At 67.7% G+C, this 12,919-nt stretch carries 15 protein-coding genes and 1 tRNA gene; 5 read left to right on the top strand and 11 right to left on the bottom strand.

Translation table 11 applies throughout. The features are described 5' to 3' along the window. Positions 1 to 24: 24 nt before the first annotated feature. The 4 genes from A37E_RS0110965 to A37E_RS0110950 form a co-directional block, all read right to left on the bottom strand. Positions 25 to 1,062, bottom strand: a complete 1,038-nt coding sequence (locus A37E_RS0110965) for an ABC transporter substrate-binding protein (protein ID WP_029556625.1) — start codon at positions 1,060 to 1,062, stop codon at positions 25 to 27. A gap of 62 nt (positions 1,063 to 1,124) precedes the next feature. Continuing rightward, a complete protein-coding gene (locus tag A37E_RS0110960; RefSeq protein WP_029556624.1) occupies positions 1,125 to 2,429 on the bottom strand; it encodes an FAD-binding oxidoreductase in 1,305 nt (434 codons plus the stop codon). A gap of 18 nt (positions 2,430 to 2,447) precedes the next feature. Beyond that, on the bottom strand, positions 2,448 to 3,170 hold the full coding sequence (locus A37E_RS0110955; protein WP_024276991.1) for an HAD-IA family hydrolase: 723 nt from the start codon (positions 3,168 to 3,170) through the stop codon (positions 2,448 to 2,450). A 40-nt stretch (positions 3,171 to 3,210) separates the two neighbouring features. Next, the gene (locus tag A37E_RS0110950) at positions 3,211 to 4,302 is read right to left on the bottom strand and encodes an ABC transporter ATP-binding protein (RefSeq protein ID WP_029556623.1); all 1,092 of its coding nucleotides are present in this window, start codon (positions 4,300 to 4,302) and stop codon (positions 3,211 to 3,213) included. Between the two features lie 219 nt (positions 4,303 to 4,521). On the opposite strand from A37E_RS0110950, the gene A37E_RS0110945 reads away from it, so the two are divergent. After that, positions 4,522 to 5,493, top strand: a complete 972-nt coding sequence (locus A37E_RS0110945; protein WP_029556622.1) for a LysR family transcriptional regulator — start codon at positions 4,522 to 4,524, stop codon at positions 5,491 to 5,493. Positions 5,494 to 5,530: 37 nt separating this feature from the next. On the opposite strand, the gene A37E_RS25925 is transcribed toward A37E_RS0110945, so the two are convergent. The 6 genes from A37E_RS25925 to rmuC all read right to left on the bottom strand — a co-directional run bounded on the left by A37E_RS25925 (position 5,531) and on the right by rmuC (position 9,677). Further along, complete coding sequence (locus A37E_RS25925; protein WP_051678944.1) at positions 5,531 to 5,872, bottom strand: Arm DNA-binding domain-containing protein; 342 nt, start codon at positions 5,870 to 5,872, stop codon at positions 5,531 to 5,533. A gap of 153 nt (positions 5,873 to 6,025) precedes the next feature. Beyond that, a tRNA-Leu gene (locus tag A37E_RS0110935) sits at positions 6,026 to 6,110 on the bottom strand. A 134-nt stretch (positions 6,111 to 6,244) separates the two neighbouring features. Beyond that, a complete protein-coding gene (locus tag A37E_RS0110930; protein WP_024276973.1) occupies positions 6,245 to 7,015 on the bottom strand; it encodes an enoyl-CoA hydratase in 771 nt (256 codons plus the stop codon). Between the two features lie 127 nt (positions 7,016 to 7,142). Beyond that, positions 7,143 to 8,021: a bifunctional DNA-formamidopyrimidine glycosylase/DNA-(apurinic or apyrimidinic site) lyase gene (gene mutM / locus A37E_RS0110925; RefSeq protein ID WP_029556620.1), complete on the bottom strand. Its 879-nt coding sequence runs from the start codon at positions 8,019 to 8,021 to the stop codon at positions 7,143 to 7,145. A 124-nt stretch (positions 8,022 to 8,145) separates the two neighbouring features. After that, the gene (locus A37E_RS0110920; RefSeq protein ID WP_029556619.1) at positions 8,146 to 8,499 is read right to left on the bottom strand and encodes a DUF2200 domain-containing protein; all 354 of its coding nucleotides are present in this window, start codon (positions 8,497 to 8,499) and stop codon (positions 8,146 to 8,148) included. Positions 8,500 to 8,510: 11 nt separating this feature from the next. Next, a complete protein-coding gene (gene rmuC, locus A37E_RS0110915; RefSeq protein WP_038192885.1) occupies positions 8,511 to 9,677 on the bottom strand; it encodes a DNA recombination protein RmuC in 1,167 nt (388 codons plus the stop codon). A gap of 100 nt (positions 9,678 to 9,777) precedes the next feature. Between rmuC and def the strand changes: the two genes are divergently transcribed. The 4 genes from def to A37E_RS0110895 all read left to right on the top strand — a co-directional run bounded on the left by def (position 9,778) and on the right by A37E_RS0110895 (position 12,504). Continuing rightward, positions 9,778 to 10,296 carry a peptide deformylase gene (def, locus tag A37E_RS0110910; protein WP_029556617.1) on the top strand — a complete coding sequence of 173 codons (519 nt, stop codon included), beginning with the start codon at positions 9,778 to 9,780 and terminating at the stop codon, positions 10,294 to 10,296. Positions 10,297 to 10,333: 37 nt separating this feature from the next. Beyond that, positions 10,334 to 11,257, top strand: coding sequence for a methionyl-tRNA formyltransferase (fmt, locus tag A37E_RS0110905; RefSeq protein ID WP_029556616.1), 924 nt, complete (start codon positions 10,334 to 10,336; stop codon positions 11,255 to 11,257). A gap of 17 nt (positions 11,258 to 11,274) precedes the next feature. Next, entirely contained in the window at positions 11,275 to 12,012 is a 738-nt protein-coding gene (gene truA, locus A37E_RS0110900) for a tRNA pseudouridine(38-40) synthase TruA (protein WP_029556615.1), read from the top strand. Between the two features lie 141 nt (positions 12,013 to 12,153). Then, on the top strand, positions 12,154 to 12,504 hold the full coding sequence (locus tag A37E_RS0110895) for a hypothetical protein (RefSeq protein ID WP_029556614.1): 351 nt from the start codon (positions 12,154 to 12,156) through the stop codon (positions 12,502 to 12,504). A 76-nt stretch (positions 12,505 to 12,580) separates the two neighbouring features. Here the strand turns inward: A37E_RS0110895 and trxA are convergent, their stop codons facing one another. After that, entirely contained in the window at positions 12,581 to 12,901 is a 321-nt protein-coding gene (gene trxA / locus A37E_RS0110890) for a thioredoxin (RefSeq protein ID WP_024276966.1), read from the bottom strand. Positions 12,902 to 12,919 lie beyond the last annotated feature (18 nt).

Below are 12,919 nucleotides of genomic sequence, written 5' to 3'. Positions count from 1 at the left end.
GAAGCGATCCGGCGGCCCGCGGGCTTATTTCTGGACGAAGCCCGCCCAGCGCTTGATGGCGTCTTCGCCGGCGGGCGAGGCCCACCAGGCCTGCGACACCAGCACCTGCTTGGCCGCATTCTCCGGCGCGCTCGGCATCTGGGCCGTGCGCTCGGGCGAGATCTTGCCGGTGGCATAGGCGGCCGGGTTGCCCGGGCCGTAGTCGATGTAGGCGGGGAAGTTCGCCTGGATATCCGGCGTCATGGCGGCATTCACGAACTTGTAGGCGGTTTCGAGGTTCGGCGCGCCCTTCACGATGCACAAAGAGGTTTCCTGAAGCAGGCCCTGGTTGAAGGTGAAGCTCACCGGAGCGCCCTCCTTCATCACCGCCGCGACGCGGCCGTTCCAGGCCATCTCCATGTCGATCTCGCCGTCCGCCAGAAGCTGCGCCGACTGGGCGCCGGAGGTCCACCACACCGTGATGTTCGGCTTGATCTGCTCCAGCTTCTTGAAGGCCCGGTCCACATCGAGCGGATAGAGCTTGTCGGCCGGCACGCCATCCGCGAGCAAGGCGGCTTCCATGGTCGCCTGCGGATGGTTGCGCAGGGCACGGGTGCCGGGGAAGGCCTTCACGTCCCAGAAGTCGGCCCAGGTCTGCGGCGCCTTGCCGGCGAACTTCTTCTTGTTGTAGGCGAGAACCGAAGAATAGAATTCGTAGGCCACCGAATAGGGCGTCTTGTACTGCGCGGGCATGGACGCCGCGTTGGGAAGCTTGGAGAAGTCGAGTTTCTCCACCATGCCCTGGTCGCCGCCTCGCACGCAGATGGTGGTCGGCGCGTCGATGACGTCCCAAATGGGCTTGCCGGTGGCGGCCTGCGTCTTCAGGACCGGCCATGCATCGGGCGCGCTGTCCTGGTTGATGGTGATGCCGAGCAGCTTGGCGGCGGGGTTGAGGATGGCCTTGGTCTGGGCCTCCTGATACGCGCCGCCCTGCGAGACGAAGGTGATCTGCTCTGCGGAGGCGGTGGCCACCGACAGGGCCAGCGCCGCGGTCATCACCGGGATCGAGACTGAAAAGCGCATGCCTTTTCTCCTCTTGGCCGCTTCGGGCCCTTGCCTTCTGGAAGCCGTCTGCTCGTCCGCCGTCATCTCCCGATGGCGTCGAGGAATTGATAGGCCCCTGCGACCAGCCGCACCGCCGGCTCGCGCAGGGCATAGAATGGAATGGGGTGGAGCGGCTGCCGGGTGATGAGGCCGAGATCCGGCTGGCGCCCCGTCACCAGATCCGCCACATGCCGTCCGATGCCGGAGGCCAGCGCGACGCCGGTGCCGTTGTAGCCCACGCTATAGACCACCCGGTCGTCGAGGCGTCCGAGATGGGGGAGGCTGTCCAGCGTCATGGCGACGAGGCCGGACCAACGATGCGTCACCTTCACCTGCTCAAGTTCCGGAAACTGCCGCACCATCGCCTGTTCCAGCGCGGTGAACGCGCTCTCCCGGTCGGTCTTGCCGAAGGCACCGCGACCGCCATAGAGCAGGCGATCGCCGGCCTTGCGAAACCAGCGCATCATGCGCCGCGTCTCGGTATAGCTCCGCCCGGTGCGCAGCAGATGGGCACCGGGCGTGCCGGTGAGCGGCTCGGTGGCGATCATGGCGGAACGGAACGGGATGATGGAGGTGCGCACGGGCGCCGTGGCGGGCGTCAGGTCCGAATAGGAATTGGTGGCAATCACCACCTGCCGCGCGGTGATGCGCGCCGCCGGCGTCTCGATCACCACGCCCGCCCCCTCGCGGCGCAGGCTCATGACCGGCGAGCGCTCATAGACGCAAATCCCCGCCGCCTTGAGCCCGGCGGCGAGGCCGAGCACGTAGTTCAGCGGGTGGATGATCCCGCCATGGGTGTTCAGCATGCCGCCGGTGAAGCCGCGGGAGCCCGTCTCCGCCGCGACCTCTTCTGCGCTCAGGATGGAGATCGCCGTGTCGCCGAGCGCGCTGCGCAGCCACTCGGCTTCGGTCCTGAGCTGTTCGAGCGTATGCGCATTGTGGGCGCAGCGCAGCGAGCCGGTGGGCTGGTAGTCCGCCCCCGCGATGCCAAGCTCCGCGATGATCTCGCCCACATGCGCGATGGCCTCGAGCCCGAGATCGTGCATCCGGCGGGCCGTGTCGATGCCATGCCGGCTGGCGATGTCGCGGAAGCCCAGCCGGAACTTGCCCGAGACCACGCCGCCGTTGCGCCCGCTCGCGCCCCAGCCGATGCTGTTGGCCTCCAGAACCACCGGCGACAGGCCGGCCTTGGCCAGATAGTGAGCGGTGGTGAGGCCGGTATAGCCGCCACCGATCACAGCCACGTCGAAGCTCTGGTCCCCGCCCGCGCTCGCAAATGTGGGACGCGCGACCGAAGTCGCCTGCCACAGCGAGGGGATATCGGTCGGGAGCGCGGGGGTGACCATGAGGTTCTGCCTTCTCGCTCAGGCGGCCACGCGGGACGTGTCGAGCTCCGCATCCACGGCATCGGCGAGCTGCTTCAGCGTGGAGAAGTGGAAGTCCGGCTTGGTCAGCACCTTCGGGTCCGGCGTGCCGCCGAAGCCCTTCTGGCCCTGGCGCCGCTCGATCCAGCAGGTGGTATAGCCCTCGGCCTTGGCGACGCCGATGTCGTGATACTGGCTCTGCGCCACGTGCAGGATTTCCGACTGGCGGAAGCCGTGCGCGGACTGGCGCCCCTTGTTGAAGGCGAAGAAGCGCGGATCCGGCTTGGCGCAGCCCGTCTCGTCGCAGGTCACGCTGTCGTGGAAGGGGTTCTCGAGCGTCGCCGAGTAGGCCGAGAAGGCGGTCCGGTCGGCATTGGTCATGGCGACCAGGCGGAAGTTCTTGCGCAGGCGGCGCAGCGCCTCCACCGAATCCGCGAAGGCCGGCCAGCGCAGCACGGCGAGCTGGAACGCCTCGGCGGTGGCCTCGTCGTTCTGGAAGCCCCGTTCGGCGGCGAGGGACAGGTAGACGTCCTTCATGGCGAAGGAGGAGCGGCCATAGAACTTGTCGCGACCGCGCTTGTAGGGCTCGAAGATGTCGTCGTCGCTGGCGGCCGCGGCCTTCGGGCCGCCCAGCGCGCGCACGGCGTTCAGGACACCCGTCTCGAAGTCGATGAGCGTGCCGACCACGTCGAACGTCAGGACCTTGAACTGAGAGAGCTTCATCTTACGCTTTCCTTGTGGATGTCGAATTCGGGAGCGGGTGTCAGGGCGCCTGAGGCACCACGATGGTGTCGTCGGGATGCAGCCGGACGGCGATGCGTTCGCCCGGTGCCTTCATGCGGGAGCGGTTTTCGTGATTGCTCGGCACCCGCAGGCTCAGGCGGACGCCGTGGTCCAGATCCACGAAGATGCGCACGCTCTCACCCTGGTAGAGCGTTTCCGACACCGTGCCGGAGAGGATGTTCGCGGTGGTGTCTCCGCCGTCCTGCACCACCGTGAGCTTCTCGGAGTGCACGGCCAGGAACAGCTTCAAATTGTGCGGGATCGGCCGCGCCGAGACGATGCGGGTACCGCCGAGGTCCACCGAATTGTCGTCGAGGCGCGACACCGGCAAAAGCGTCGCCTCGCCGATGAAGCCGGCCACGAAGGAATCCACCGGATGGTCGTGCAGCCGCTCCGGCGCATCCACCTGGACCACACGACCCTTGTTCATGATGGCGATGCGGTCGCTCATGGTGAGCGCTTCGCGCTGGTCGTGCGTCACGTAGATGATGGTGGCGGCAAGCTTGCGGTGCAGATGCTTGAGCTCGATCTGCATCGTCTCGCGCAACTGCTTGTCGAGGGCCGAAAGCGGCTCGTCCATCAGGATCAGCCGCGGCTCGAAGATCATCGCCCGGGCGAGCGCGACGCGCTGGCGCTGGCCGCCGGACAGTTCGTGGATCTTGCGGTCGCCGAACCCGCCGAGCTCCGTCATCTCCAGCGCCGCCTTCAGCTTCGCCGGCCATTCGGACTTCGGCATGCGGCGGGCGCGGAGCGGAAAGGTCACGTTCTCGGCGACGCTCATGTGCGGGAAGAGCGCGTAGTTCTGGAACACGATGCCGATGTCGCGCTTGTGCGGCGGGGCGAACGTGATGTCCCGCTCACCCAGGAAGACCGACCCGGAGGACGGCTGGACGAAGCCGCCGAGAATGCCCAGCAACGTCGTCTTGCCAGACCCTGAAGGTCCAAGCACGGAGACGAACTCGCCGGGCGCCACCTCAAGACTCACGTCGTTGAGGGCGCAGAACCCGGCGTAGTGTTTGGTGGCGTTCCGGATGGATACGCCAACGGTTCCGGAAGATGCAGGCCTGTTCATCTCGCCCCGCTCTGGAAAGCAACGCGGCAACGTTACATCGCATGTGCCACCGGACGAAAAAGCCCGTGCGCTGGCGCGGGCCGATCCGCGATCGCGATGCCGTTCCCCTGTGTCTCTGGCTTTTATCGGCCCTTGTTGGGCCTTCGTTGCGGCTAAGAAGACCAATCTTGCGCACCGGGTTCAATTGAAAAAAAATCCCGGCTAAGTTACATAATGTAAATGCGCAAAATCCGCCTCGCCCTGCCGTCCATGAATGGCTTCTTCACGTTCGAGGCGGCGGCCCGCTGCGGGAGCTTCGCCCGCGCTGCCGGCGAGCTGAACGTCACGCCGGCCGCCGTCAGCCGCATGATCGGCCGGCTCGAGGACCACATCGGGACCACGCTGTTCAACCGCCTGCCCGGCGGCGTGACGCTCACCGAGCCCGGGCTCATTCTCTACGAAGCCATCTCGCGGGGATTTTCCGGCATCGAGCACGCGCTGCGCGAAATCGAGGACCGCAATGCCGGCGTGGATACCGTGACGCTCTCGGTCTCGACCGGATTCACCACCCACTGGATCATGCCGCGGATGGCGGAACTGAAGCGGACCTTCCCGACGGTGGAGCTTCGGTTCGAACTCATCATGTCCGCCTTGACCGGGCCGGTCACCGACGTCGACCTCGGCATGCGCTTCGTGAACGGGCCGGACGAGCGGCACGAGGCGGCCTACATCATGCCCGAGATTCTCCTGCCCATCTGCAGTCCCGGCTACAGCGACGCGCATCGGGGCCCGACGAAGTCCACGGAGGAAACCCTCATCTTCCTGAGCGAGGCGCAGCCGAACTGGTCGCACCTCTTCTTTCCGGAGGACCCGAGCTCGCCCGTCAATTCAATGATCTTCTCGGACTACGCCATCGTCGTGCAGGCTGCCCTGCTGGGTCAGGGCGTGGCGCTGGGCTGGCTGAACGTGATCTGCCACTGGCTGCGCAACAAGATGCTCATCCCCGCGAGCCCGCGCCTCATGACCACCGGGCGGCACTGCCAGTTCGTACGGTCGCGCGACAAGGCCACACGCGCGATCGTCACCGAGGTGCGGGACTGGATCATCGCGCGCATCCAGGAAGACATCGCGGTGGTCACGGAACTCCATCCGGAACTCGGCCTCGACGCGGTGCTGGAGCAAGGCGCGCGTCAGGGCGCGTCCAGGAGCTGACCCGATCTGGACAGCCCCGGATTTTTAGGTGGGGCGCTCATAAGCGCCTTGCCCCAGAAACGCGCTGCGTCGAGCTTGAAAGCGGCAAGGACGGCGCCGCTATCGCCTCCTCCCATGACGGCCTCTTGCGGGCCGAAGGGACGCCGCCATCGATGATCGCCGTCCAGACGTCATCGCGCCGCTCCCGCGCCTTGGCGAGCGTCACATCGGGATAGGGGCCTATGGCGAGGAGCTTCTCCTTGCCCTCGATGCGGCACTTCAACCGCCAGAGGCGGGAGCCCGTCGGGTTCACCAGGAGATAGAGACCGCCACCGCCCGCCAGCTTATAGGGCTTGTCGCCGGCCTTGGCCGCGCGGATGGCCGTGTCGGTCAGGGGCATTGGGGGTCGCCCTCAATGGGGGGACGTTTCCGATACCCCCAAATTTGCCGGCTGCCAACGGATACCCCCAGACACCCCCGGAACCTGCTGGACCGGAGAACTCAGTGTTTGTAAGGGTTTTCGGAGCTTTTTGGACTTACCCGGAAGGGTAAATGGTGCCCAGGAGAGGACTCGAACCTCCACGGCTTTCACCACTGGTACCTGAAACCAGCGCGTCTACCAATTCCGCCACCTGGGCCCCGTCCGGTTGGGGCCGGATCGGAGCGCGACACATAGAGGGGGTGCGGCTTGCTTGTCAACACGCTCCTTGCGCTCTGTCGCGGAAAGATGGGGAAGGCGGGTGCGGCCGGTGGGGCGGCACCCGCGTCTGCGTCAGCCCTTGAAGTTCGGCGGGCGCTTTTCGATGAAGGCGCTCATGCCTTCCTGCTGGTGGGCGAGGCCGAACTGGGACTGGAACACCCGGCGCTCGAAGCGGATGCCCTCGGCAAGCGAGGTCTCGTAGGAGCGGTTCACCGCCTCCTTGGTCTGCATGGCGATGGGCAGCGACATGCCGGCGATGACCTTGGCGACCTTCAGCGCCTCGGTCATCAGCTCGGCGGCGGGGATGATGCGCGAGACGAGGCCGGAGCGCTCGGCCTCCACCGCATCCATCAGCCGGCCGGTGAGGCACATCTCCATGGCCTTGGACTTGCCGACGAAACGCGTCAGGCGCTGGGTGCCGCCCGAGCCGGGCATGACGCCGAGCTTGATCTCCGGCTGGCCGAACTTCGCGGTGTCGGCGGCGAGGATGAAGTCGCACATCATGGCCAGCTCGCAGCCGCCGCCCAGCGCGAAGCCGGCCACCGCCGCGATCACCGGCTTGCGGGTGCGCGAGAGGCGCTCCCAGGAGGTGATGTAGTCGTCGAGATACGTGTCCGGATAGGTGAAGCTCTGCATCGCCTTGATGTCGGCGCCGGCGGCGAAGGCCTTCTCCGAGCCGGTGAGGATGATGCAGCCGATGGCACGGTCGTTCTCGAGCACGTCGAGGGCGGCGTTCAGCTCGTTGATGAGCTGGGCGTTGAGCGCGTTGAGCGCCTGCGGGCGGTTCAGCCGGATGATGCCAACCCGCTCGTCCACCTCCAACAGGATCGTCTCGTAAGCCATCCTCGTCTCCTCCTGAGCCGGCGTGACGCCGGTCGATGTCCTGCGCCGCGCGCGCGGAACCGTGCTCTAGCGCTTCCGCGCCGGCATGCGAAGTGGCAGCCTCGCACAGCGGCCGTGCGGGGCTGCGCTATCTCTGGCAGACCGGGCAGTAGAAGGTGGAGCGCCCGCCTTGCACGATGCGCTGGACGATGCCCTTGCAGTGCCGGGTGCGGCAGGGTTCGCCCTCGCGGTCGTAGACGCGGAAGGTGTGCTGGAAATAGCCGAGCTCGCCGCTCACCTGCTTATGGTCCCGCAGCGAGGAGCCGCCGGCCTGGATGGCCTCGCGCAGCACGTCGCGAATGGCCGTCACGAGGCGCTCCACCCGCGGCGTCGGCTTGCCGTCCTTCGTGACGATGGTGTGGGCGAGGCGGCGCGGCGAGAGGCCGGCGCGGAACAGGGCCTCGCAGACATAGATGTTGCCGAGGCCCGCCACCAGCTTCTGGTCCAGCAGCGCGGCCTTCAGCGACGTCTTGCGGCGCGCGAACGCGCCCGCGAGATAGTCGGCATGGAAGGCGTTGCCCAGCGGCTCCGGGCCGAGGCCCGCCAGAAGCGGATGGCTCTCCAGCCGGTCGTAGGGGACGATCAGGATGGCGCCGAAGCGGCGCGGATCGTTGAAGGTCACGGTGGTGCCGCCGGCGAGGTGCAGCACCACATGGTCGTGCGGCCCGGCGGCGGCGCGGGGATAATGGAAGGCCCCGGGGCGGAGCGCCTTTTCGCCCTCCACCCGGATGGAGCCGGACATGCCGAGGTGCAGGATCATCACCTCGCCGCCGTCGAGGTCGGCGAGCAGGTATTTGGCGCGGCGGCCGATGGCCTCCACGCGGCGGCCGGCGAGGCGTTCGGCGAAGTTCTCCGGCAGCGGCCAGCGCAGGTCCGGGCGGCGCGCCTCGGCGCTTTCGATCACGGCGCCCTGCAAGACGGGCATCAGGCCGCGGCGGACGGTTTCCACCTCGGGCAGTTCGGGCATTTCGTCCTTAAAGGTCACGGGCGCGCCCCAACCGGCGCGCGATTCATCTCAGGCGTCAGCATCCCGCCTCGCAGGCCGCCGCGCAAGATGCCGCAACCCCCGACCGGGGCCGCATCAACAGGCCTCAGCCCTTGCGCAGGATCTTCTCCAGCGGCCGCCCGCGCGCCAGTTCGTCGATCAACTTATCGAGATACCGCATCTCCCGCATGGTCGGCTCGGCGACCTCCTCCACCCGCACGCCGCAGACCACGCCCGTGATGAGCGCGCGGGCGGGATTGGGGGCGGGGACCTGCGCGAAGAAGGTCTCGAAATCGGTCTTTCCGGCCAGCACGGCGCGCAGCTGGGCGTCGGAATAGCCGGTCAGCCAGCAGATCACCGCGTCCACCTCCTCGGACGTGCGCCCCTTCCGCTCGGTCTTGGCGACATAGAGGGGATAGACGCTGGCGAAGCTGGTGGTGGTGATGCGGTGCTTCGGCATGGCGCCGGCCCTCACTTGGGCGGCGGGGAGGGCGGCTGGGAGGACGCCGGACCGGGAGTGTCGAAGTCGAGCTGCTCCAGCCTCAGCCCGCGCCGGGCGATCTTGTCGGCGGAGATGATGACGCGCTGAACGTCGTCACCCACCTGGGCGAAGTGCTTGGCGAGGTCGCCCACCCGCTCGCGCAGGCGGCTCACGTCCTCCACCAGGGCGCCGACCTCGGCGCGCACGCGGTCCGCCTCCTCGCGCATGCGGGCGTCCTTGGCGATGGCCTGCACCACCTGCACGGCCAGCATCAGGAGCGATGGCGACACCAGCACCACGCGCTGGCGATAGGCCTCCTGCACCACGCCGTCGAAATGCTCGCTGATCTCGGCATAGACGGATTCGGACGGCACGAAGATGAGCGCCACGTCCTGCGTCTCGCCGGGGATGAAGTAGCGCTCGGCCACGTCATAGACGTGCTTCAAGAGATCGTTGCGCAGGCGCTGGCCTGCGGCCTTGCGATGCTCGGCGGATGGCGCCTCGCGGAAGGCGGTGACGGCCTCCAGCGGGAATTTGGAATCGATGAGCAGCGGGCGCGCATCCCCCGGCAGGAAGATGGCGCAGTCCGGCCGCTTGCCGTTGGAGAGGGTGTACTGGAAGGCAAAGCTGCCGCGCGGCAAGCCATCGGAGACGATGGCCTCCATCCGCGCCTGCCCGAAGGCGCCGCGCGCCTGCTTGTTGGCCAGCGTCTCGCGCAGCGAAACCACCTGCGCGGACAGATCGCCGAGCGTGCGCTCGGCCGTCTCCACCATCACGAGACGCTCGGCGATGCGCGTCAGGCTCTCGTGGGTGGCGCGGGCGGCGGTGGAGAGGGTTTCCCCCAGCCGGTGGGAGGTCTGGTCGAGCCGGTCGGAGACGGCGCGGGCCAGCTCGCTCTGCCTCTGGGCGAGGATCTCCGTCATGCTCTGCACGCGGCCGGCGGTCTCGGACTGGACGCGGACCAGCTCGCGCAGGCGGCGGTCCATCTCGTCGCGCCGGAGTGCTTCCTCGGCGACCGCGGCGGCGCGCGCCCGCGACTGGCGCACGAGGCTCACCAGCACCAGAAACAGCAGCAGCGCCAGCACCGCCGCGGCGACCGCAGCCGCCTCGGCCACGGTGAAGGGCCGTCCGCCGAAGGTGAACAGCACAACCGGCATGCCTTGCTCTTGCGTGAACCTTCACTTCTTACGTGATTCTCTCGCTTGAACAAACGGCGAACATGTTGACCTATGCGGCAGCTTCGCTTATCTCGCTCGAATGACGATCCGGCCCATCCTCATCATCCCCGAGCCCAAGCTGCGCACGCTTTCCACCCCGGTCGAGAAGATCGACAGCGAGGTGCGCAAGCTGGTGGAGGACATGTTCGAGACCATGTACGACGCCCCCGGCATCGGGCTGGCGGCCATACAGGTGGGCGTGCAGCGCCGCGTCATCACCATCGATGTCGCGCGCGACGGCGAGAACAAGAAGCCCATCGCCCTCATCAATCCGGAAATCATCGCCGCCTCGGAAGAGACCTCCGTCTACAGCGAGGGCTGCCTCTCCATCCCCGAATATTACGAGGAGGTGGAGCGCCCGGCGAAGGTGGCGGTGCGCTTTATGGACGTGGAGGGCAAGACGCGGGAGGTGGAGGCCGAGGGCCTGTTCGCCACCTGCGTGCAGCACGAGATCGACCATCTCAACGGCGTGCTCTTCATCGATCACATCTCCAAGCTGAAGCGCGACCGGGTCATCAAGAAATTCACCAAGCAGGCGAAGCACAAGGCCGAGGCCTGATCCCGCTGCGGCGGGAGATCACGGGACACGAGGGTCCATGCGCATCGTCTTCATGGGTACGCCGGATTTCGCCGTGCCCACCCTCTCGGAGATCGTCGGGCGCGGCCACGAGGTGGTGGCGGTCTATACCCGCGCCCCGGCCCCGGCCGGCCGGCGCGGGCTCGACCTCACCCCCTCCCCCGTCCATGCGGTGGCCGAGCGCTTCGGCCTGCCGGTGTTCACGCCCAGGAGCCTGAAGGGCGAGGAGGCGGCGGACGCCTTCCGTGCCCATGAGGCGGACGTGGCGGTGGTGGTGGCCTATGGCCTCATCCTGCCGCAGGCCATCCTCGATGCGCCGCGCCTCGGCTGCCTGAACCTGCACGGCTCGCTGCTGCCGCGCTGGCGCGGCGCCGCGCCGATCCAGCGGGCCATCATGGCCGGCGACACGGAGACCGGCGTCGCGGTGATGCAGATGGAAGCGGGGCTGGACACCGGCCCCGTGGGCCTCGTGGAGCGCATCCCCATCGGCCCGGACATGACCGCCGGCGAATTGCACGACCGCATGATGGTGATCGGCGCCGACCTCATGGGCCGGGCGCTGGCCGCGCTGGAGCGCGGCGGGCTCGGCTTCACGCCCCAGCCGGCGACCGGCGTGGAATATGCCGCCAAGATCGAGAAGGCGGAGACCCGCATCGACTGGTCAAAGCCCGCCCAGGAGGTGCACGACCGCATCCGCGGCCTCTCCCCCTTCCCCGGCGCCTGGTTCCCCCTCGGGCCGGACGAGGCGCGGGTGAAGGTGCTGCGCTCGACGCTGGCGGAGGGCTCCGCAGCGCCCGGCACGGTACTTGACGACCACCTCACCATCGCCTGCGGCGCGGGCGCGGTGCGGCTCGTGGAGCTGCAGAAGGCCGGCAAGCAGCCCATGGGGGCGGACACATTCCTGAGGGGCAATGCCGTCCCGCCCGGAAGCCGGCTCGCCTGAGGGCGGCCAGACCCGCCATGCCCCGCTACAAGCTCACCATCGAATATGATGGCACCCCCTTCGCCGGCTGGCAGATGCAGGCGGAGCTGCCGACCGTGCAGGGTGTGCTGGCCGAAGCCTTTCAGCGTTTCTGCGGGGAAAAGGTGACGGTAGCGGGCGCCGGGCGCACCGATGCCGGCGTCCATGCCACCGGGCAGGTGGCCCATGTGGATCTGTCGAAGGACTGGCGCACGGATACGGTGCGCGACGCCATGACGGCCCAGCTTCGGCCCCATCCGGTGGCGGTGCTCTCCGCCGAGCTTGTCCCGGACAGCTTCGACGCCCGCTTCTCCGCCACCAGGCGGCACTACCTCTACCGCATCGTCAACCGCCGCCCCGATCTCGCCCTCGACCGCGACCGGGCGTGGCGCATCCCCCAGAAGCTCGACGCCGAGGCGATGCACGACGCCGCCCAGCGTCTGCTGGGCAAGCACGATTTCTCCACCTTCCGCGCCGCCGAGTGCCAGGCCGCCTCGCCGGTGAAGACGCTGGACCAGCTGGATGTGTCCCGCCACGGCGACGAAATCCGCGTCGTCACCTCCGCCCGGTCCTTCCTGCACCATCAGGTGCGCTCCATGGTGGGCTCGCTGATGCGGGTGGGGGAAGGCCGCTGGAGCGCGGACGATCTCGCCACCGCCCTCGCCGCCGCCGATCGCACCCGCTGCGGCCCCATGGCCCCGGCAGCGGGGCTCTATCTCGCCGCCGTCAGCTATTGAGCCGCTCCGTTCCGCCGGCTTGAGCCTTGCTGTGGGTAACATCCTGGTGACGTTCACGACGTCGCAGGTTGGAACGGTCGGGCACCCTTGAGCATTTCCACTGGGAAGACACCTCAGGGGCGATAGAGGACAACGGGTCCGATGTTCAGTTTCCGTATGCCGCGCTGGCAGCCCGCGCGCCGCCGCGTCCCCCTCTCCCTCGCCCATCTGGTCGCCCGCGCCGTGCCGGGTGCGCCGTGCGGCTGGGTCTTCTTCGACGGCAGTGAAACCCGGATCGATACGCAGGAGGGTGAGACCGTCATCGTTCCAGGCGGCGCTTTCTTCCCCCGCGAGGCGCATCGCTTCGCCAATGAGGGCGAGGCGCAGGCCGAGGCGGCCCGGCTCAACGATGCCAGCCTCTGCCTCGACCGCCCATGGCGGGTACGCCCTGCCTCCGCGTTCACGGTGGAGCGCGTCTCTCCCTCAGGGAAAATGCTGGCAAGGCACGGCTGAGGCCTGTTCAAGCCCCCCAACAAAAACAAAAAAGCCCCCGAATCGGGGGCTTTTTCATATTCGGCGGAGTCGAAGCTCAGATCGAGCCGTTGATCCACTGCACCAGCTTGGCCTTGGGGGCGGCGCCCACCTGACGGGAGGCGATCTTGCCGTCCTTGAACAGGAGCAGGGTGGGAATGGACATGATGCCGTACTTGGATGCCGTCTGCGGATTCTCGTCCACGTTCAGCTTCACGATGCGGACCTTCTCGCCCAGCTCGCCGGAGACTTCCTCCAGGATGGGGGCAACCATGCGGCAGGGGCCGCACCACTCCGCCCAGAAGTCGACGATGACCGGCGCGCTGGACTTCAGCACGTCCTGATCGAAATTCTGATCGGAAACCTTCTCGACGGCCATGACATACCTCGTAGGGCA

Origin of the sequence: Xanthobacter sp. 91 (assembly GCF_000702385.1) — a bacterium.
GTDB lineage: Bacteria > Pseudomonadota > Alphaproteobacteria > Rhizobiales > Xanthobacteraceae > Xanthobacter > Xanthobacter aminoxidans.
The sequence above is the reverse complement of the archived record's forward strand: the minus strand, read 5'-3'. Positions and strand labels throughout refer to the sequence as shown.